15 protein-coding genes are annotated in these 21,002 nt (G+C 45.3%); 6 read left to right on the top strand and 9 right to left on the bottom strand.

The features are described from left to right. Positions 1-5: 5 nt before the first annotated feature. Genes nqrC through BT112_RS03475 form a run of 3 tightly spaced genes read right to left on the bottom strand, consistent with a single transcriptional unit; the run spans position 6 to position 3,242 of the window. Positions 6-719, bottom strand: a complete 714-nt coding sequence (gene nqrC, locus BT112_RS03485; protein WP_072315978.1) for an NADH:ubiquinone reductase (Na(+)-transporting) subunit C — start codon at positions 717-719, stop codon at positions 6-8. A 2-nt stretch (positions 720-721) separates the two neighbouring features. Beyond that, complete coding sequence (locus tag BT112_RS03480; RefSeq protein ID WP_072315977.1) at positions 722-1,885, bottom strand: NADH:ubiquinone reductase (Na(+)-transporting) subunit B; 1,164 nt, start codon at positions 1,883-1,885, stop codon at positions 722-724. A gap of 10 nt (positions 1,886-1,895) precedes the next feature. Beyond that, on the bottom strand, positions 1,896-3,242 hold the full coding sequence (locus BT112_RS03475; RefSeq protein WP_072315976.1) for a Na(+)-translocating NADH-quinone reductase subunit A: 1,347 nt from the start codon (positions 3,240-3,242) through the stop codon (positions 1,896-1,898). A gap of 331 nt (positions 3,243-3,573) precedes the next feature. Between BT112_RS03475 and BT112_RS03470 the strand changes: the two genes are divergently transcribed. From BT112_RS03470 to BT112_RS22180, 4 genes are all read left to right on the top strand, one after another. Beyond that, complete coding sequence (locus BT112_RS03470) at positions 3,574-4,848, top strand: type IX secretion system plug protein (RefSeq protein WP_245776977.1); 1,275 nt, start codon at positions 3,574-3,576, stop codon at positions 4,846-4,848. Between the two features lie 179 nt (positions 4,849-5,027). After that, positions 5,028-5,414 carry a Co2+/Mg2+ efflux protein ApaG gene (apaG, locus tag BT112_RS03465; RefSeq protein WP_072315975.1) on the top strand — a complete coding sequence of 129 codons (387 nt, stop codon included), beginning with the start codon at positions 5,028-5,030 and terminating at the stop codon, positions 5,412-5,414. A gap of 1,017 nt (positions 5,415-6,431) precedes the next feature. Then, complete coding sequence (locus BT112_RS03460; RefSeq protein ID WP_072315974.1) at positions 6,432-6,650, top strand: hypothetical protein; 219 nt, start codon at positions 6,432-6,434, stop codon at positions 6,648-6,650. Positions 6,651-6,700: 50 nt separating this feature from the next. Beyond that, on the top strand, positions 6,701-6,790 hold the full coding sequence (locus BT112_RS22180; RefSeq protein ID WP_394333346.1) for a hypothetical protein: 90 nt from the start codon (positions 6,701-6,703) through the stop codon (positions 6,788-6,790). Between the two features lie 468 nt (positions 6,791-7,258). Here the strand turns inward: BT112_RS22180 and BT112_RS03450 are convergent, their stop codons facing one another. The 6 genes from BT112_RS03450 to BT112_RS03425 all read right to left on the bottom strand — a co-directional run bounded on the left by BT112_RS03450 (position 7,259) and on the right by BT112_RS03425 (position 18,551). Next, on the bottom strand, positions 7,259-8,458 hold the full coding sequence (locus BT112_RS03450) for a glycoside hydrolase family 88 protein (protein WP_072315973.1): 1,200 nt from the start codon (positions 8,456-8,458) through the stop codon (positions 7,259-7,261). A 104-nt stretch (positions 8,459-8,562) separates the two neighbouring features. After that, complete coding sequence (locus BT112_RS03445) at positions 8,563-9,900, bottom strand: BNR repeat-containing protein (protein ID WP_083564778.1); 1,338 nt, start codon at positions 9,898-9,900, stop codon at positions 8,563-8,565. Between the two features lie 23 nt (positions 9,901-9,923). Next, positions 9,924-11,900: a DUF2264 domain-containing protein gene (locus BT112_RS03440; RefSeq protein WP_175545742.1), complete on the bottom strand. Its 1,977-nt coding sequence runs from the start codon at positions 11,898-11,900 to the stop codon at positions 9,924-9,926. 108 nt (positions 11,901-12,008) lie between these two features. After that, entirely contained in the window at positions 12,009-13,211 is a 1,203-nt protein-coding gene (locus BT112_RS03435; protein ID WP_072315971.1) for a DUF4861 family protein, read from the bottom strand. Positions 13,212-13,412: 201 nt separating this feature from the next. Further along, positions 13,413-15,296, bottom strand: coding sequence for a RagB/SusD family nutrient uptake outer membrane protein (locus BT112_RS03430; RefSeq protein WP_072315970.1), 1,884 nt, complete (start codon positions 15,294-15,296; stop codon positions 13,413-13,415). A gap of 12 nt (positions 15,297-15,308) precedes the next feature. Then, the gene (locus BT112_RS03425; protein ID WP_083564777.1) at positions 15,309-18,551 is read right to left on the bottom strand and encodes a SusC/RagA family TonB-linked outer membrane protein; all 3,243 of its coding nucleotides are present in this window, start codon (positions 18,549-18,551) and stop codon (positions 15,309-15,311) included. Between the two features lie 823 nt (positions 18,552-19,374). On the opposite strand from BT112_RS03425, the gene BT112_RS03420 reads away from it, so the two are divergent. Together BT112_RS03420 and BT112_RS03415 are read left to right on the top strand one after the other, a co-directional pair. Further along, a complete protein-coding gene (locus tag BT112_RS03420) occupies positions 19,375-19,953 on the top strand; it encodes an RNA polymerase sigma-70 factor (protein ID WP_175545741.1) in 579 nt (192 codons plus the stop codon). A gap of 69 nt (positions 19,954-20,022) precedes the next feature. Next, positions 20,023-20,985 carry a FecR family protein gene (locus tag BT112_RS03415; RefSeq protein ID WP_072315969.1) on the top strand — a complete coding sequence of 321 codons (963 nt, stop codon included), beginning with the start codon at positions 20,023-20,025 and terminating at the stop codon, positions 20,983-20,985. Positions 20,986-21,002: the final 17 nt, after the last annotated feature.

Here is a 21,002-nt window from a genome sequence, read left to right as displayed (position 1 = left end):
GGCAATTAATTTAGTGCTAATTGAGTTTTCTGTTTCTTAAAGTAAGGCAGGTAATGCGACAGACGCTCCTTGATCATCGCTGTAACACCATTCCCGGTAATCGTCGCTCCGGAAATCGCATCTACCTCATTATCTCCTTTGGTGCCGCTGCCTTTTGACACTTTCACACCAACAAGCTCATCATTGTCATCAAAGATCTTTTTACCTTCAAACTGTGCCTGGAACCAGGGTTGTGTAATCTCCGCTCCAAGTCCGGGAGTCTCCCCTTTATGGTCAAACGTTACTCCTTCTATGGTATTCAGGTCATCTTTAAGGGCCACATATCCCCAGATCGCATCCCATAATCCGGCACCGCGAAGAGGAACTATATAATATTTGGTTCCGTCTACATCGGCAATATAGATCGGGAAGTGCTGCTCTTCTACGGGCAATTTCAGTTCTTTGTTCAGATCTACGTCAAAAGCATCCGTACCCTCATCAACCGACCCGTCTGACTCCAGCGACAATTCTTCCTTAATATAATCCTTATATTTTCCTTCTGCAGCCTCTCTTTCGACTTCGACACCAATGGTCTTGAGGATATTCTGCATTTTTTCTTTTCGCACATTCTCATCCTGCTTAGGTTTCAGGGACGTCGCGGCAAATGCAAGCAGAAATGCTACGACAACTACCATCCCTATGGCAAAGATAAATGTATATGTATTACTCTCTCGGTTCATTACTAAGCAGTTTTAAGTTGTTTAGATGCAGCCAGTCTTTTCTTTCTTCTTTTTATGTTTGCCTCTATAACATAGTGATCGATAGTAGGCGCAAAAACATTCATAAGCAATATTCCGAGCATTACACCTTCGGGATATGCAGGGTTGAATACCCGGATCATAATACAGAAGAACCCGACGAGAATACCGTAAATCCACTTCCCTTTCGTTGTCTGCGCGGCAGAAACCGGGTCTGTGGCCATAAATACCACACCGAAAGCAAATCCACCGACAATCAGGTGCTCATACCACGGAAAACTCATCAGGGCATTGGCTCCCCAAAGGTTAAACAACAGCCCCATAACAGCTCCTCCGATTACGGCACCGAACATAATTCTCCAGCTTCCCACCCCGGTAAGGATAAGAATAGCTGCTCCGACAAGGATAAGCAGTGTGGAGGTCTCTCCTATAGAACCGGGAATTGCCCCGCTGAACATGTCAAACATACTGAAATGTACATCATGTCCCGCAGCAAGGCTTCCGAGAATAGTTTCCCCGGAAATTGCATCTACTTTAGAAGCTTCCGAAACCCAGACCTTGTTTCCGGACATATACGTCGGATAGGCAAAAAAGGCAAAAGCCCTGGCAACCAACGCCGGATTCAGAATGTTCATCCCCGTTCCTCCAAAAGCCTCTTTCCCTATCAATACAGCAAAAGCTACGGAAAGTCCCACCATCCACAACGGAATATCGACAGGCATGATCATAGGAACGAGCAGCCCCGTCACGAGGAACCCTTCGTTAACCTCGTGCCCCCTGTATATGGCAAAGATAAATTCGATAGCCAGACCTACGCCGTAAGAAACAACGATAATAGGAAGTACTTTCCACAGCCCGTGCATGAAAGCATCCATAAAAGCCACATCTCCGCCGTTGAGCTGATGCAGGTACTGGTATCCCGTATTATATATACCGAAGATCAAAGCCGGTATAAGTGCAATCACTACGGTGATCATAGTTCGTTTCAGATCCACGGCATCACGGATATGCGCACCTTTTTTGGTGGTGTGGTTGGGTACGTAAAGAAACGTATCCAAAGCATTGATCGCGGGTGCCAGTTTCTCCCACTTCTCCCCTTTTCCAAAGGGCTTTTTCAGTTGATCTATTTTATTTCTTAAAAACTTCATATCTTAGAGATTAGCCAACTTCTTTAATCATTAAATCCAGTCCCTGTCTGATGATATCCTGAGCTTCTATCTTTGAAGTACAGGCATAGTCTACCAGCGCAAAGTCTTCGGGGGCTACTTCATAGATCCCCAGATTTTCCATTTTTTCAATATTGCTTGCCATACAGGCTTTTAAAAGCTGCATCGGATAAATATCCATAGGCATCACTTTCTCCATTTCCCCGGTAACTACCAAAGCCCGCTCTTCGCCGTTCAAATTGGTATTTACCGTGTATTTCTTATTCGGGAATAACCACGATAAAGAAGTATGGTGCATACTCGGAATGTTGTTGTCCTTAAAAGGCAGCCATCCGAACATTCTGTAATCATTTCCTTCCGGGATGACGGTAACCGTATTATCGTAGAATCCGATAAAGCCATCTACGGTAATTTTATCTCCCGTAAGCACATCTCCACTGATAATACGTATATCGATGCTGTCGCTTCTGTCCACCAAAGCCCTGACGGAAGAACCTATCTTCACCCTGTAGTACTGCGGTTTATCCACTTCCGTACCCGCAAGAGCTACGGTACGTGTGGCATCGAATTTACCGGTTCGTAATAACGTACCGATAATAGCTACATCTTCCGGACTGATTACCCACACATGTTCTCCGGCATTAACCGGGTCGATGTGATGAATCTGTACGCCCACGTTCCCTGCCGGATGCGGTCCGGAAACCTTGTGCAGCTCTACTCCTTTTACACCCGTAAGAAAAGAAGACGACCCCTTGGCTACGGACAAGTGCGTCTTTCCTGTAGTAAGTTTACTGATAGCATCTATACCCGCCTGAAAATCCTCTTCTCTGCCCTGAAGTGTAAACTCTATATCGGCAGCCAACGGTGCGCTGGCATAAGCCGAGATAAAAATGGACTTAGGAGTATCTTCCGGATCGGCAATGATATCATAAGGACGTTGACGGATAAAAGGCCAGCACCCGCTTTCCAGCAAAAATGCTTTTACCTCTTCGGCAGACATCTGCGCCGGGTTCTTAACTCCGAACTCCCGGTAAACATCCTGGCTATCAGCTTCTATAACCACCTCCAGTATTTTACGCTTTGCACCTCTCCTCACTTCCGAGAGTGTACCGCTGACCGGAGTCACGAATTTTATCTTTTCGCTGTACTTGGAATAGAAAATAACATCACCTGCTTTTACTTTTTCTCCCTCTTTCACAACCATCTTAGGAGTAACGCTGTGAAAATCTGTGGGTTTTAATGCGAAGGTCTTAACTCGAGGGGCCTCTGAAACTACTTTTTCCGCCGCCCCTTTCAAATTGATGTTCAAACCTTTTCTGATACGAATGTCATTGGACATGTTACAATTGGATTGTTTTGAAAAATAGGTTATTCAAAAATTCACGCAAATTTATAAATTTATGGGGTATTTATTATCCAAGGCTGAGCACAGTTTTCATTATTTATATCCATTCTAAACAATTGCTTTGTTTTTGATTATAAACCTCTAAATCTCCCCGTCAGAAAAGCCCCAAAAGCATTGCCGGAAGTAATGTTATAAAAAAACAACCGCATAAATAGGTATATAGTCCAAAAAACCATCATTTGCGGATTACCTACCGTAGCAGGTAAGAAAAAACACCTTATACGACACACGCTTTGCCATTTCATTTTTTGCGTATATTTACCACATGATGCACCTCAAAAGACATTTGCCATACCTCCTTTTCCTTCTGTTGCTATTGCTGTCTTCGGGACTTAGCGGACAGGCCGAATACGAAACGGAACCACCCGAATACATCCGTTCCATCGTCTTTAAGACCGATGGCGAAAACCGGGACGACCAGTTCCCCATCCTGAAACCGGGCGAAGCATTTACACTTTCCTTCGACGATCTTCGGGCCAGGGAATCGGATTATTATTACCGAATCATTCATTGTAATGCCGACTGGACTCCTTCCGATCTGCTCAAATCACAATTCCTGGAAGGTGTGGATAATCAGAGAATTATGGATTACCGGAATTCGGTAACCACGCTACAGCCCTATTCACATTACGATCTCACGCTCCCCAATTCGAGGACCAGGTTTAAACTTTCAGGGAACTATATGCTCAAGATATTCAATAGTAATGATGAGCTGGTCTTCTCACGTCGATTTGTCATATACAAGGACATGGTATCCGTAGGTGTGGTTCTCAAAAGAGCCAGGAAGCTGGATGTTATCGATCAGAAGCAGGTGGTCCATTTTACGATCAATACCAACGGGCAAACGCTTGTAAACCCGCAACAGGAGGTCAAAGTGGTCATCCTTCAGAACCACAACTGGAATACGGCCATAACCGGAATCAAACCTCAGTTTTTTTCGGGAAACCAGCTGATCTACAAATATGACGAAGAAACAGCCTTTGACGGTGGCAACGAGTACCTCTATTTCGACAACAAAGAGATCAGGGCCCTGACCAATACCATTGCCGGCACCGAATTACTGGACCTGTACAATACCTACTTGTTTACCAACACGGTAGACACAGACAAACCTTACACCTACTATCCGGATATCAACGGGGATTTCGAAATCAGGACCCTCGACGGCAACGACCGCGACAACGATACGGAAGCCGATTATGCAGATGTCCACTTCAGTCTGGAATACAGTCCGGAGCTGGGGCTGAATGAGGTTTATGTTTACGGGAAATTCAACAACTACCAGCTCGACTCCCGCAACAAAATGACACTGGACAACAGCGGAAATAAACTCAAAGCCAAAATAAGGCTCAAACAAGGTTTTTACAATTATAAATTTGTCATGGCCGGTCCCGAGGGTATAGATCATACTACGATTAGCGGAAATCATTTCGAAACGGAAAACAACTACCTCGTGCTGGTGTATTACCGAAATTTCGGGGATATGTATGACAGCCTTATCGGTATCGGAAGCGGAACTTCGGTGAATATATCCAACTGATAGATTTACAAAATATTACCGTTATCCCACGGCTTTTCGGGACAGCAGGACAGGTGACCGAAAATTTTATTCGCAATTTGGATCAGATACAACTAAATTTTGTATTTTTGTTTGGAGGGATGCTAAGTTCGTTCTTGAAAAACACAGAAATTGTGGTTATACCATTTTAAGCTTTTCATATGATCACACAAGTTACCAAAGGCATAAAAATATCGGTAATCACCAGTTTTGAAGGTACTTTCTTCAAGAACTACAGAATGCATTTTGCCTTCGGCTACAAGATCACCATAGAAAACCAGAGTAAAGATTCCGTCCAGCTCACGTCACGGCACTGGCAGGTATACGATTCCCTGAATCATCCGGAATTCGTAGACGGTGAAGGGGTTATCGGTAAGAAACCGGTACTGAAACCCGGCGAGTCGCATTCCTACAGTTCGGGCTGTCTTCTTACTTCTCCCATAGGCGCCATGCGAGGGCACTACAATATGGTAAATTTTACATCTACCCGAAAATTCCGGGTGTATATTCCAACGTTCAAGTTGTGCGCTCCTTTTGCACTTAACTAAGTCTCTGATATCCTTTATCCTTCTTTGGTTACTCGGTATTAGGTTATTCAGATACTAACGTATGAACCCTATACCCCCACCCCATTCGGATCCTAACTTTTTTTGGATGTTAAAGCGGGTTAGTCCTACGCAAACCTGAGACTCTTTAATTACGAACTAAAAAATGGAGTTATTAAGTTATTCAGATACTGATACAACCAAAAAACCTGGCTATCGGCATAATATATCAATAGCCAAGCTGCATGCTACCAACTCAATAACCCAATAACTTAATAACCTAACCACAAACTACTAAAACGACCATTAAAGCAATCGCTTTGACGCCGGAAGGGGCCCGGTTAGCGGCTAAAGGGAATGGGTTAGCCGCTAACCGGGTTGCTTGCGATGTTATACACAAATACTTTAACGGTAAACCGGGTTACGTTAACCGCTAACCCGTTTACTTATGATATCATACCCAACTACGTTGACGACAAACCGGGTTGCGTCAACCGCTAACCGGGTTGCTTCCGATGTCATACCCAACTACTTTGACGGTAAACCGGGTTACGTTAACCGCTAACGGGTTTACTTCTGACGTCATACCCAACTGCTTTAACGGTAAACCGGGTTACGTCAACCGCTAACGGGTTTACTTCTGATGTCATCCCCAACTGCTTTGACGGCAAACCGGGTTACGTTAACCGCCTAAGGGAATGGGTTGACGGTGCCATAAACCCCTTTAGCCGTAAAAGGGAAAGGGAAAGAATGCGTAAGCAATTGGGTTAGCGGTTAACCCGGTTGCTTATGAATGCATACGCAAACACAAAAGCGGCGGACTCGATGAAGTTCGCCGCTAACCGGGTTGCTTTAGCCGCTAACCTATCCCGGTTCGGTGTCAACACAATCCCTTAAATGGCATTACCCGGGCTTATCCCGGAATAAAAATCCTAATAGCTTCCCTAATGAGAAGCGTTTCCAAAGCACCAGGACTATGCCGTAAATGGAAAAAAACTCCAACGTCAGTATAAGGATTATATGAGTGATTTTAAGTCCTGGAATCAGAAATCACATGCCCGAACATACCTTTTGTACCCTGAGAATATGGAGCTTTATCTCTCTATAGATGAAACTGCACTTTCTCAGGGCGATCCCATCATCAAACACCTGCCAAAACTTACTTTTTCTGTACGTAATAAAGCGCAGGAAATTACATTGAACATAACACACTCCATCAAGTATATTGTAAAAACCTGATTTCTAAAGCAACACGGGTCACTGACCGGTTCCACATTCAAAAACCGGCCATGGAGATACTTGAAGAGTTCCGGATCAGATACCGACAGGAAGCGATGGACCAGGAAAATGAAGCTATTAAACAGTGCAAAGGAATATAAGCCGGTTATCCTTCTCCGTGGAGATGCAGCAAAACAACTCCTGACTGGAAGCCGGTATCTGCTATATAAATCTCCGGAAAAAAAATGAACTCCCGGCCAAAAGGAACGTGGAAAGGTTCTATTTAAGGAATATCCATTAGTAAAGAAAGCGTATAAGCTGGTTCAAGGATTAAGAAATATATTTAACCAGAATACAGATATAAAAATAGCCTATACCAAATTAGCATAAGCAAGTGGAAGAGCCCGGATTTAAAGGTTTCCAAACAATAGCAAAATACATCAGCTTTAATTATCGATCCAACCTAAACTACTTTGCAAACAGAAGCACCAATACTTCAGCGAAAGCTTTCTATACAGACTATCCAGATTTTTTGCGTAGTCCACAACAAATAAGAATGATCTAAGACAATCCCGATCGTAAAAGCTACAGGATCCGGATTGTTATGCGAACCCTGAAAGCTTTTTCCTTTACCTATCGCTTTGTGTTTTTGCACGATCGCTCTTATAACGCAACAATGCTTCTACCAGGTAGTAGTCTCCGTACGTCAACGGCACATCAACTTCAGAATTCTGAGGGATATGCCCTACCCCGTGTTTCAACAGGAACCCCCCGTTGGTTCGCGGGGAAGCGATATATTCGCCGGTCGTCAGTGTAACCAGTATTTCAGCTGCCGTTGCCGCATACTTTTTTGCCTTGCGCTTTTTTACATAGTCTTTGAGTTCGAGCAATGCCGATGCCATGATGGCCCCTGCCGAAGAATCGCGCAATGCATCCGGGATATCCGGAGCATCAAAATCCCAATACGGAACTTTATCGGCCGGTAAATCAGGATGATTGAGTATAAAATCCGCTATTTTCACAGCCTGATCCAGGTACTTTTGCTGCCCTGTAGCCCGGTACATCACCGTATAACCGTATAATCCCCAGGCCTGCCCTCTGGCCCAGGCCGAAGCATCGGCGAATCCCTGAGCTGTTTTTTTCTCCCGAACCTTTCCCGTGTTGACGTCATAATTAAGTACGTGATACGAACTGTTATCTGCGCGGAAATGATTTTCCATAGTCACATCAGCATGTCGTACGGCTATGTCATAATATGTCGAATCCCCGCTGTGTTCGGTGGCCCAGAAGAGCGATTCGAGATTCATCATATTGTCTATAATAACAAGAAAGTCATCATTACGGGAATCCCAGGACCGTATGCATCCCACAGTTTCATTAAACCGGGAGGCAAGAGACCTGGCACTGTTCATCAATATCTCCTCGTACTCTTCCGAAGGGTTCAGCCGTTCGGCATTCCCGAAACTGCAATACATCATAAACCCGAGATCATGTGTTCCTTTATTGAACTGCTCCTTCGAAAGTAATGTCATCACACGGTCGGCCTCTTTTTTTAGTTCATCATCCGGGTGGTCCTCATTCAGGTAAAGTAATACTCCGGGATAAAATCCACTGCACCACCATCCGGAATCACTGGTTTCGAACGTATCGTTTTCGGAGTGATATGTTTTCGGAAAGCGGTCATCGGATAGCAATGTCATCATATATTTGTATTGTTGAGATGCCCTTTGAAGCACCTGGTCTGCCGTTATATACAATTCTTCGTTTTTTTCCTGGGCCATGGTCGGTAAAGCCGATATAAACATCAGGAGTAAAAGTATTTTTTTCATGCTTATTATTATTTTGTGTATTGATTTTACTAATTGCGACTTAAAACAGTACCGAACCCCGCTCCGAAAGATTTATTTTTAATTCCCCATGTAATATGGCTCTCTCAAAAACCGGAGATTTCAAGAACCCGGATATCGGTGGCGGCCTTTTCGGTGAGTCCTTCCCCGTCTTCCTGCGATACGTCCTGTACAAAGAGATGGAGTTCTCCCCGGTCTCTCCACAATTGGGTATCATAGGAGGGCTCCCATTGCCCGACAGACGACGAAGACAGGTCGGAAACACTCCAGGTTTCCCTGCTTCCAGCTTTTATGCCTGCGAGGGACACCTTATTTCCTCGTTCCTCATCCCGGAAAATCAGGTAAAGATCCGTATCTCCCTTTTTCTCGGCAAGCAATAATTGCGGACGTGATAAGGGGATTTTTTTGGTCCCTCCACCTCCGAGCCGAAACGGGACCTTCCGGAAGCCGGTGGCTTGTTTTTTCCAGGTCCCGTTTTGGAGATATACCACCTGGTACTGCGTCACAGCTCCGGAATTCCAGTACGTAGCGATATAGGGATTACCCCGGCTATCCGAAGTCATGGAAGTCTGATTGATCAACCCGCTGTTCTCCGGTACCCTCCAGGCATATTCGGCTGTCGCTTCACGGATAGGCAGACCGTATTTTTCTCCGGTGGATTTTTCCCAGCTCTTCCCTCCGTCGTACGACCGGGCATAGCAGAGATCGTGATTGGACGCTACATCCCAGGTTTCCCGCCATACCCAGGAGAGGTGTATGACTCCCTCATCGTCCACGCAGGCCTGCCAGTATGCACTCCGCTCTTCTTCCCCGTCTATGAGGTTACGATGAAGCGGTTTCCACACTTTATGTTTCGTATCGTACCTGTTTACTACCATATTGCCTCTGCCGGAACTACCTGACCTGTAGAAAAACAACAGGTCGCCGCCAGGCAGGTTATAAAACTCCGGGTAGGTTACTTTTGCTTCTTCGGCACCCGTCATCGGCTGTTCGGCTCCCAGTTCCAGGTCGAGCGGTCGCAGACTTCTGGCATATCGCAAAGGAGTATTGTGGTGATCCCAGGACACATGCAAATAACCATCTCCATCGATTGCCATGCTGATGGTATTGTGCGCATCCGACACTTTACCTTTATAAACCGTTTTTCTCACGGTCCAGACCGTATCCTTAAGCTTCCGCATAGCGAGGGTTAGTACTCCGCCTTCATCGTAATAACCGGTAAATTGCATGTTTTTATAGCTAACCACCGAATTTTTTCTGAATATTACAGCATTGACCGAATTACCCGCCCACCCCTTTCCTACCATAGTTTCCCGGACAACCTCCTGGGAAAAAGAGATCATGGCACACCATAAAGCCAAAACTGTGACCGGGATATTTTTTCCATAGCTCGTTCCGGAATTCACATGTGAGGTTCTTTTCATTTACTTCCTGTATTTTTATAGGCTTAAAGAGAAACGGATCGTTGTACACTTACGTTTCTTGCGAAGTATGATGTTGGAGTATCCGGCCCAGGACTTCCGGACGAACCTTCCATCTGCAGGTTGATAATCAGCCACATCGGTTTCCCGGTGAAATTTGCGATATGACTACCTGTCCGTTCACCATCAACAAAATATTCGACAGAGAGATTCGTGTCGTCTGTTCGTTTGAGTATTACTGTATAGGTATGCCACCGGTCTGCGGCCGACGGTATATTTTTCTTTACCGTAGAGACTTCTTCGGGTGTAATAAACGTATTCTGCCAGTTGTAGGCATCTCCCTTGAATTCGAGAATATCACTTTCAGGAGGCCAGCCGTTTACCGCAGTCAGCCAGAATGCCGGCCAGGTTCCGGGTGTTGTGGGCGCACGAAATTCTCCTGATATTTTATACACCGGGTATTCCCGGGTTACGTTTATCTGGTGCTTTGCATGTATGGCTGCCGACCGGTATCGTATTTTTGCGTGTGGCGGACTACTGCTTTTTCCTTCGTCTTTTACAACCGGTATGGCTTTTATATGCAACATACCACCTTCCAGCGAAAGTTGTTCGTGATCTTGGTTATCCGCATACATCCGTGCAGAACCGTTATGATCGGTTCCCCATGGATAATTATATTCCCAATACTGTTCGAAAACCGCATAATTGTCAAAAGACCTGCCATCGATCACCGTTTCCCAATCAGGTTCTTTATTCCGTTGCGGATAATAGGCATGATCCCTCTTAACCGGCTTGCCGTTCCATAACTTTCTCTGGGTCCAGTCGGCAGGGTTATCTGTCCAGAATGCAGCTTCAGGAGGCAATCCGAGAGCCAGGAACACTTCGGTACACAGGTATAGGCTACCTGTGGAGAGGTAGCCCTCTGCAATCTCCGGGTCTCGACCGTAAAAACCGAGGGTCAGCCAACCGTTTTCATCAAACATATCCGGGGCCTGCTGATGCCTGCTTATAATGGCGTGCAATGCAGACCGCACCTGTCCGGGACTTACCTCATCCGGCAGATTTCCCAGAAGAGCCATCTGAGACAATACCTGGAATGCGCCGAACCTGTATGGGATAGAACGTCCTATCGGCGGATATGTCCCCTCCGGAGATATCAGTCGTTCCTGTATGGCGGCATAACGTTTTGCCCGTTCCCTGAAGTCTCCGTAATCGCGCAAAAAACGTTTGTATTTTTCGGCACCTGTATTATTGTATTGCTCCCGGAGCACAGCCCCTATATCGAGCAGCATGGGTTGTATGACGTAGCTGTTGTAATAGTCCCAGTGGAAGTCCGGACCGTCACCGTATACGCCATCGCCCAGGTACCATTCTTTATGTTTGTTCCAACCGTATTCGATACGGACCAGGTCGGCTTTATCGCCAAACTTCAGCAACGCTGCTTCTACCATAGCGGTAAATAACAACCAGTTACTGTAAGCCGGTGAAATTTCCCGGGTCGACTTCAATGCATGCAGTACATTTTGCCGGGTTTGATCGTCGAGCCTCTCCCAAAGCTGCGTAGGAGCACGAAGTAATCCCTGGGCAAAAAAAGCAGCATCCACCAGGGGCTGCCCCCCTTCCGTAAAGTTCATATAATCCGGAGATTCCGGGTCGGTGGCATTTTGTATTCCCAGGAGTGCCAGCCTGATATACATTTCCCGGAGTTTGCCTTCTTCCGTTTCGTCCGGACCCAGTTCCAGCCAGGGCGCTATACCGGACAAGGTACGCCCGAAGGCTTCGAGATAAGCTACCTGTTTGCGATCGCCCCAGGGATGAGAAGTAACTTCTACGGGCATCGTCTTTTTCAGTTCGTTCCGGGCCAGTGCCTCTAAAACGGGCCCGGAAATTTTCACCAGACTGTTTACAAAATATTCACGGCTTTGAATACCGTCCTGCGCTGTACTCCGTAGGGGGGAAAGTAACAACAACAGAAAAAAAATGCGGAGTTTATGATACATCATCGGGTGTACTTTATAATAAGGTATCGAATATATTTTCAGAAATACAATCGATTGTAATACATACGTAAAAAAAATGCCTTCGGACATTACAGCAGCTTCATACCACGCTTATTTTTTAGCTTCTGTAAATTTTACTTCAACGGGATGAGCAAGTCTGGCCGCAAAATCTTTCAGGTAAGTGTTCCATGCTTCCGCATCGGTAAACTGCTTGCTCTTCTTCCATCCGAAACCTGCGTAATACACTATTTTTCCGGCTTCGGCATCTGCCATGATCAACAACTGACTCCCGTCTTTATAATCCACACGGTGATCTTTAAACTCGAGGATATCATCCGGGGCTATCACTACACCTACGCCGAGTTCCGATCCGTCCATAGGTTCCCAGTAACCGAACCAGCCTTCTTCTTTGTTTGCAGTAACCTTTCCTTCCTTTTCATGGAGCATCAATCCTATGGTGATATTAGGCAGGGATTCACTACTTTCGAAAGATGACTCAAACCTGCTCAGGTTCGACCCCAGGTCAAGACTTATCCGTTTTGTTTCTTTTACCCGTATACTATCCGCATTCCATGCCGCATACTCCAATTCGAATACGGTACGCAGCGGACCGGTAGCAATAGTTTTATATGTCGTAAAATTTTTCGATGCATAGAGTGAGTCCTTTATCCATATTCCGATGCCTCCGACACCCCGACTGGACCCTACATGATACGGATCGTATCCTTCTCCCGAGTCGATATGATAGGCTCCTTTTTTCTCATCGTTATTCTTGTACCATTTGTTGATGATGGGATAGGATACCCTTTTCAGCCAGGCATCGATGCCGCTGGATAAGGTACCATCCGGCAGATTTTCCTCAATTCGGCGCTGGGCATCGGGACCAAAAGTACGAAACGCCACACGATCGTTTTCCCAGGCATAATCGTCCGTACGCTCCGGAACAAAACGGGAAAACACCGATTGTTCGGTTTCCGGCATCTCAAAATCCTTTTCCGCAACCGCAGCTACCAGTTTCTTATGCTCTCCGCCTTTCAGATCAACCTGGAACAGGAGCATATCCTGAGTTCCGTTTGCATCGTTATCTATAAGTTGTGTAACCAATGTATCGCCGGAAGCCTTATCTGTAATAAACAACCGCTCCGGATCTGATGCTCCCGGCAGTGTGGAAAATTCATCGGGGCTAATACTGACTGTTTCCGAAAAACGATCGGTATCCAACGGGTTTGTCACGGAGAATTCGAGCACAGGAGAGGATTTTCCGCAACCGGCCAACACTCCCAGTACCACGATTCCCGTAGTCCATTTTTTCATAATTTCATTTTTTAGGTTAAAATTTTGTTTTGCTGTACCTTCAAAGATAATCAAATAGATAAAACACCCCGGCCATCCGTTTCTTTACGGAACTTCTACCTCCGAAAAAACAATGACATCTCCATGTTTTTAACAAAAAAATACGGGCCCTTTTGTAACATAACAGGAAAAGGGCCCGTAAATTTCAATGGTTATACCGGATTAATACCCGGGATTCTGTACCAGTTTATCATTCCGGTTTATTTCGTCCCGGTGTATGGATATAAAGTACATTTTATCCAGCCAGTTCCGGTTTTCAATTCCCGGATCGAGTTCCTGGGGAGTATACGTGTAGTCATAACTCTCCGGATCGTACCTGTACACTTCTATATCCGCTCCTGCTTTAAGAGCCCCGAATATATTGATGGTACGCACTTGTTGCCCCAGTGTTTCCGGGGCGATCATCCAACGACGTGCATCGTGAAAACGGTGTTCTTCATAAGCGAGTTCCACCCGGCGTTCGTTACGATACCGGTCCATAAGGACATCACCCGATTCCGTATCGGGAATAGCAGGCATCCCCACACGGTAACGGATTTTATTGAGCCAGCTCCTGGCCTCCTCATCTTCCCCGAGTGCGATACAGGCCTCTGCGTAGTTGAGTACAGCTTCGGTGTACTTGAATACCGGCCAAGGGATCTGCTGCCTTGTGTTCTGGTCTACAATAGCCGGATCGGGATCTATAAATTTCCGCATAGTATACCCGGTATAGCTACCGTTCCAGTCCTCTATGGAACTGTTTCGGGTATCGTATCCGTAGAATATTTCTTTCTGCCCCGAGTCATTGATAACCTCATAGCGCCCGGTTTGTATCTGGTTAAAAGGCTCTCCGTCTTCCACATCTGATGTTCGCGGTTTCCAGTCCGCTCCGTCATGCAATATACTGGCATATAGTCTCGGGTCGCGGTCTTTGTAAGGAGCTGCAGCATGCACAGGATTATCCCAGTCGAAACGGGTTCCGTCGATCATTTCATAATCATCCACGAGATTCTGCGTAGGGGTGTTCCCCGACCAGTTATGATACCCGTTGGGCCCGTTATTTCTTCCGACATAAGCCCCTCCTTCATCTTTTTCGTCTACAAAAAACCTTCCGAGAATAAGTTCTGTTCCTGCTGCTGCATCCGCTACGGCACTTCCTCCGCCGAGCGATAAGGCGATGTAATTTTCCTTACCTTCTTGCGGGGTAACGGGTTCCGAAAGGTCCAGTTTATAGCCCATATTCATATCCACAACCGCTTTGGCAGCTACTTTGGCTTTTTCCCATCGTTCAGTCCTGCTTCCGGAAGTATATCCGAGATATTCCGGATGATCATAGCCCGCAATAACCGAAGCATTGGAGGACGCTGTGGAAATATCGTGCAAATCACTTGCCGCATATAACAATATCCTTGCTTTGAGCGCCATAGCCGAAATATCGGTTGCTCTTCCGAGCGAAGTAGGCTGGCCTTCCAGTAATCCTGCTGCCGTATCACAATCGCTTACGATAAAATTGACGCATTCTTCATAAGTGTTACGCGAAACAGTATAATCTTCTTCTCCAAGCTCATACACTCTGTCCACCAGGGGAACGGCACCGTAATAACGCAGTAATTGCTGATAGAAGAATGCCCGGAGAAAATAAGCTTCCCCTTTAAGCCGGTCTACCAGTTCCGGTTCGTCAAACATCGGCTCTTCGAGATTTTTAAGCACTAAGTTTGTTGCACGGATACGCTTATACATTTCGGACCAACTGTAACTTCCGTTGATCCAACCCTGGTCCGAAGGATTAGAGCGGGATTCATTAATGGTATTTATCCCTCTTCCCGGGTGGGTAAACAGGGCTTCATCAGTCAGGGAGGCCTGCATCTGTTCATCAAAACCTCCTTGTCCGAACCCGTTATAGATGCCTACTACAAATGCTTCGGACAAAGCAGGATCGGCCCATACGTCCGAATCAGGCACCTCGTTAAGTGGTTTGGTGTCCACAAAATCATCGCTACACGATGCTGCCGCAAAAAGAGCGACAAACATGTACATATATATATGTTTTATTTTTAGAGTGTTCATTGCAAAAGATTTTTAAAAGGTTACGGATACTCCCATGTTTACGATACGGGACTGCGGATAATAATGTCCGATAGAATTTACGGATTCCGGATCCAATACTTTAATCTTGCTCCAGGTAACCAGGTTCATTCCGCTGAGGTACACGCGGAGACTGCTTACGCCTATTTTGTCTCCGACCTCAGCAGGAAGATTATAACCGAGTTCTACGTTCTTCAAACGGATGTAGTTTGTACTTCTCAGCCAATAGGTATTATCGAAAGAATAATACTGATCGCTTCTGTCGGTTATCCTCGGGTGAACACTGCTGGGGTTATCCACGGTCCAGCGGTCCTTGTAGAAATCGAGAAGGTAGTTCCCGATAGCTCCGGACTCATCGGTACCTACACGAAGTTCTCCGCCGGCGGCACCCTGGAACAGAATGGAAATATCAAAATCTTTGTATTGGGCACCGAGGTTAAGACCTCCCTGGAAAGTAGGTTGATTATTACGGTCTCTTCGAACGCGATCGTCCGGCGTAATTTTCCCATCCCCGTCATAATCCTTGTATTTCATATCGCCAGGTCTAAGCGTATTGGTTATATCACTGTAATCGAGCGTATTATTAGCGATATCCTGTTCATCCTTAAAGACACCATCGTAGAGGTAATAAAGCCCGGCATCTATGGCACTTCCGGTAGATCGCTGCCAGGCCGGCGCTCCCGGAGCTTCGTCCCAGAACTTGATCTTGTTTTTGGCGTACCCTCCGTTCACACTCACATTATACTGTACCTCCCCGGCCGTACCGTTATATCCGACATTAAATTCCCATCCCCGGTTTTCTACTTTACCTATGTTTTCCGCAGGCAGGGTCATCCCTGTCGTTTGTGGTACGGAAGCATTTCTTCTCCAGAGAATACTGTTTCGCTTATTGAGGAACATGTCCAGTTCGAAGTTCAGTTTTCCGTTAAACAATTGCCCGTCCAGACCTATGTTGTAATTATTGGCTTCTTCCCAGGTAATCATGGTATTGGGCACCCGGCTTTCGAACAGGCTTTTCATCACATTTCCGTCTACGATGTAAGAACCGAAACCGTACGTGGAATAGTACTGGTATTCCTGTAGTGTTTTAGTCCCGTCTCCGTTCGCATCGAAATAAATATTGTCGTTCCCCATCTGTCCCCACGAAGCACGGAGTTTCAGATAATTGACCACTTCTACATTGTTCTTCCAGAATTCCTCTTCGGATATGCGCCAACCCAGCATAACTCCAGGAAAGAAGCCATAGCGACTATCATCAGGAAACATATAGGAACCGTCATAACGCCACAGGAATTCGGCCAGGTATTTTTCTTTATAATTATAACCTACTCTCCCGAAATAGTTGAGTCGCGCACGTTCCCAGGCATCACCACCATTATCTTTTTCGGCATCGCCCCCGGCAAACATCTGGTCGATCACGGTAGAAATAAAATACCGGCGGAATGCAAAAAAGTTATCGTTTCGTATCGTTTCACGGTTCACCCCGGCGAGGAGGTTAAGCTGGTGATCTCCGAACTTACGATCGTATGTAATTATACCACCCAGCAATATGTTCAACTGGTCCTGGTTTTCCTGGCGAAGATTGGGTTCTGCCGGACCTCGTTTCCCGGCTACCAGCAGCGGGGTTTCTCCGTCTGCTTCATAGTCGCCCTGCCAGGTATAAAGATACCAGGGAGTTTCCCATCGTTTCTTTTGCTGGATATATTTATCTACGGCTGCGGTTCCGGTGAGTTTCAGTCCTTCCACTCCCGGGATCTTGATCTCAAGTTTTCCGTTGGTCTGGAAGTAATACCTCCGGTCGCGGTCGTAACCGGTCTGATCGGTCGTAATCACTACGGGGTTTTCTCCGTATTCTATATCAGGTCCGGGCATACCGTTGGGCCAGTAAGCCGGCTGGGTCGGGTTACCCCGCATAAGCATACGAAAGATGGCACTTGCAGATTTGGTCGGATAGTTCCGGTCTTCCTGCCTTCCCAAGACCCCGATCTGTGTAGAAATATAATCGTTGATCTTAGCATCGAGATTGATACGGATATCAAACTGCTCGTAATTCGTTGCCGAGTTTTTGTAATAGGCATCCTGTTTCTGATATCCCAGGGATGTCAGGAATCTCATATTCTCATTCCCTCCCGTAAGCTGTACATTGTGCCGCTCCTGTTTGGACCAGTCCTTGAAAGTAGCACCGAACCAATCGGTATCGGGATGTCCCCAGGGATCGGAACCATCCCTGAACTTCTGGAAATCATCCGGTAAAAAGGGTGCGGTAACGGTATTTCCGTTGGCGCGGGTATAACTTCCGGTTTGTTGAAAAGCTGTGGTTGCAGCACCCCACTCCGATGCCGGAAGTTTATAAATCTCCAGGTCGTTTCGCATTTCGGCATATTGCGAAGCATTGGCCAGATCGGGAATTACCGTGGGCTGTGAAAATCCGAGATTATAGTTGTAACTGAGTTTCGGCTTTCCGTCACTTCCCCTTTTGGTCGTTACCAGAATTACCCCGTTGGCTGCGCGGGCTCCGTATATAGCCGCAGAAGCATCCTTCAATACGGATATGCTTTCGATATCTGCCGGATTAATACGGGAAAATCCCCCTTGCCTCGCAGGAATACCATCTACAACCACCAAGGGACTGGTATCTCCGAAAGAATTTGCCCCCCTGATCCGAATATTGGAGTCGTCATTCCCGGGCTCTCCACTGTTCTGTGTGGCGATAACACCGGGCATTCTTCCTGCAATGGCATTCGATACGTTTACCGTAGGTGATTTTGCCAGGTCTTTACTCTGAACGGTCGCGACAGATCCTGTTATCGTTTCCCGCTTCTGTTCTCCATATCCTACCACCACAACTTCATCGAGTTGTGCAAGATCTTCCTGTAACTGGATATTTACCACATCCTGACCGTTAACCGGTACTTCTTTCTTTTTGAACCCTACATAAGACACTACCAGTACGGCATCGGGCCCGGAAACTTCTATACTATAGTTCCCGTCAAAATCGGCAACAACACCATTGGACGTTCCCTTTTCCATAATACTGGCTCCCGCAAGAGGCATTCCATCGGTATCTGCCGTAACCTGTCCGGTTACCGAAAGAAAAAACAGAACATCACCTACTTCCCCACCTTCCGAAGAGGTTACATTGCCGGCATACAATAATCCGGTCACACTACTGAGCAGCAAAATACAAATCGTATTCTGCCATAGTGCCGTGAAGGCACTAAATCCGGTTTTTTTCATAAAATTAAAATTTTTGATTGGTTGTTAAATCATTCCTTCTAATACTGTAGTAAAAACCTACAAATCAAGAGAAATTAAGACAGAAAAAATAAGGGTTAAACTTGCACATACAGTAATTCTTGGGACATAAGTGTTAATAAAACACTAATATGCAAATTAATATTTAAAAATAAAAATCTAAATTATTTAACGAATATTCATAAACACATTACACAAATCATATATACAACAATGTTTACGATAACACAAAGATAAAAAGTATGTTAAATTATAAAAACAGATTTGGTTATACTTTTTAGGATAAAAATGCTTTTTGAGTGATATTTATCCGAAATAATTTTCGTGTTTGTAGTCCTGAAATTCACAAAGACGTGATCAAAAAACCTTAGCGTCATACTACACCTATGATGTCATCATCCAAACAGGCCGGGCTTTTTGCTTCTGCATGTAAATGATAGCTCTCAGAAAATCAAAAATCCTTTACAGTACAAAAAGGCTTTGAAAACCGATCTGAATGCTTAAAGAACACCCTAAACTGCTTTATTAACATTAAGGTGATAATAAATTATAAATTTTAAAACATAATTTACACTCATTGTAAGAATTTATTTATATATTTGTGTAGTGTTACAAGGTTAGTTTTGGTTTTATTTAGCACGACCCCCGTAAGGGGGTTTTTTATTGATGTAACTTTTATCCTGCATCCATATCCTCATCTTATTGTTGTAGCATCAGTCCTCTCCCATACTGATTTGCCAGTGGTTTCTCATTTATAATTATTTGTCAAAAATGTTTACCTTGTCGTGCGATAATCCCTTTGAATTTGAATACAAACGGCGTAAATAATTCTTTTTTTATTCATCGGCTGAAAAAAGGAGAGGAAACAGCCTTCGAAGCTCTTTTTCACCTTTACTTCGAAAAGCTGTATCACTTTGCCAACGCCTATATCGAAAATTCAGAAGATGCCAAAGAGATCGTACAGAACACCTTTTATAAGATCTGGAAAAAACGGGGTACCCTCCCTGCAGATCTGAATCTCAATGCATACCTCTTCGCTACGGTTAAAAATGATTGTCTGGATTACTTCAAGCACCAGAAAATACGGTACAGGTACCGTGAAGACCTGGAGAAAAACCGTTCGGGAATTCTCGAAGCTTCTCTTCAGGACGATCCCAGTCTGCAACTTATAGAAAACGAATTACTCCTTAAAGTAAATCGTCTTATTGACGAACTTCCTCCGGGATGTAAAGAAATCTTCATAAAAAGCAGGTTCGAAGGGCTCAAGTACAAGGAAATAGCCGATGAACTGAATATCTCTGTCAAAACCGTTGAAAACCAGATATCAAAAGCACTTCGTCACCTCCGAAATGAACTGGGCGAATACCTCACACTGTTCCTTTAACACTTTTCCTGAAAAAAAATTACACTTTTAACATAGGGGTAACTTTAATGTAAATCGTTCTTAATATATATGAACAGAAAAGAACTTTTACAATTTATAGCTAAGCAGGGCGATGCAGACTTCCGTAAAGAGGTCATGGACTGGATCGGAGCATCACCGGAAAACCGGGCTGTTTTTAACCGGATCAAAGCGGAGCAGGTTGCTTCTTTCAGACATGAACATGAAACGGATGTTGCCGGAGAATTCCGGAAATTCTTATCGAGAACACGTCGAAGCAGGCAATTTTATACGAAAATGGTACCTGCTGCGGCTATTGCAATCATCGCAGTCCTGGTCTCCGCCCTTTTTATAGTATGGCCCGGCACGGAAAAACCAATGCTTTATGTGGCCAAATCGTCCGAACAAAAAGAGTTTAAGCTCGCGGACGGAAGCACCATTTTTCTGAACTCCGAGAGCAGCCTGGAAATATCCCCGCAATTCAATAAAGACACGAGAACTGTAAAATTACACGGAGAAGCATTCTTTGACGTGGCCCGTAACGAAGCCGTACCCTTTATCGTGGAAACCGCGAACGGAGTACAGGTCCGCGTTCTCGGAACCAGCTTTAATGTCCGCTCCTATCCGGAAACCGAAACCATAGAAACCACACTCGTCAGTGGTAAAGTAGAAATATACGATTACGACAATCCCGACCCTGCCGCCATCCTCGCTCCCAAACAAAAAGCCGTTTTCCGGAAAAAACAAAAAGATATCCGGGTCGAAAAAGTAGTCACGGATGTCATTACCTCATGGAAAGAAGGTATTCTCACTTTCGACAACACCCCGTTGAACAGTGTGATCAAGGATATTGAAAGGTGGTACGGGATTACGGTACATATAGAAGATCCGGACCTCGAAGACTATACTTTTTCCGGGAAATTCAGGAAGCAATACGACATTATACAGGTTATGGACATATTACAGACCTCATCACCAATACATTATGATTATGATAAAAACAAAAACCAGGTATCCCTAAAAAAGCGCCGCTGATCCTGTAAAAAAGGGAA

This window comes from Sinomicrobium oceani, from assembly GCF_900119185.1.
Taxonomy (GTDB): domain Bacteria; phylum Bacteroidota; class Bacteroidia; order Flavobacteriales; family Flavobacteriaceae; genus Sinomicrobium; species Sinomicrobium oceani.
This window is presented reverse-complemented; position numbering and strand designations above follow the sequence as displayed.

What these genes read in the sequence shown, in the direction of transcription:
- BT112_RS03475 (WP_072315976.1), bottom strand. Translation starts at nt 3,242, where the DNA reads ATGTCCAATGACATTCGTATCAGAAAAGGTTTGAACATCAATTTGAAA.
- BT112_RS03480 (WP_072315977.1), bottom strand. Translation starts at nt 1,885, where the DNA reads ATGAAGTTTTTAAGAAATAAAATAGATCAACTGAAAAAGCCCTTTGGA.
- BT112_RS03470 (WP_245776977.1), top strand. Translation starts at nt 3,574, where the DNA reads ATGATGCACCTCAAAAGACATTTGCCATACCTCCTTTTCCTTCTGTTG.
- BT112_RS03430 (WP_072315970.1), bottom strand. Translation starts at nt 15,296, where the DNA reads ATGAACACTCTAAAAATAAAACATATATATATGTACATGTTTGTCGCT.
- BT112_RS03440 (WP_175545742.1), bottom strand. Translation starts at nt 11,900, where the DNA reads ATGATGTATCATAAACTCCGCATTTTTTTTCTGTTGTTGTTACTTTCC.
- nqrC (WP_072315978.1), bottom strand. Translation starts at nt 719, where the DNA reads ATGAACCGAGAGAGTAATACATATACATTTATCTTTGCCATAGGGATG.
- BT112_RS03460 (WP_072315974.1), top strand. Translation starts at nt 6,432, where the DNA reads ATGAGTGATTTTAAGTCCTGGAATCAGAAATCACATGCCCGAACATAC.
- BT112_RS03425 (WP_083564777.1), bottom strand. Translation starts at nt 18,551, where the DNA reads ATGAAAAAAACCGGATTTAGTGCCTTCACGGCACTATGGCAGAATACG.
- BT112_RS03450 (WP_072315973.1), bottom strand. Translation starts at nt 8,458, where the DNA reads ATGAAAAAAATACTTTTACTCCTGATGTTTATATCGGCTTTACCGACC.
- BT112_RS22180 (WP_394333346.1), top strand. Translation starts at nt 6,701, where the DNA reads ATGGAGATACTTGAAGAGTTCCGGATCAGATACCGACAGGAAGCGATG.
- BT112_RS03445 (WP_083564778.1), bottom strand. Translation starts at nt 9,900, where the DNA reads ATGAAAAGAACCTCACATGTGAATTCCGGAACGAGCTATGGAAAAAAT.
- BT112_RS03435 (WP_072315971.1), bottom strand. Translation starts at nt 13,211, where the DNA reads ATGAAAAAATGGACTACGGGAATCGTGGTACTGGGAGTGTTGGCCGGT.
- BT112_RS03415 (WP_072315969.1), top strand. Translation starts at nt 20,023, where the DNA reads ATGAACAGAAAAGAACTTTTACAATTTATAGCTAAGCAGGGCGATGCA.
- apaG (WP_072315975.1), top strand. Translation starts at nt 5,028, where the DNA reads ATGATCACACAAGTTACCAAAGGCATAAAAATATCGGTAATCACCAGT.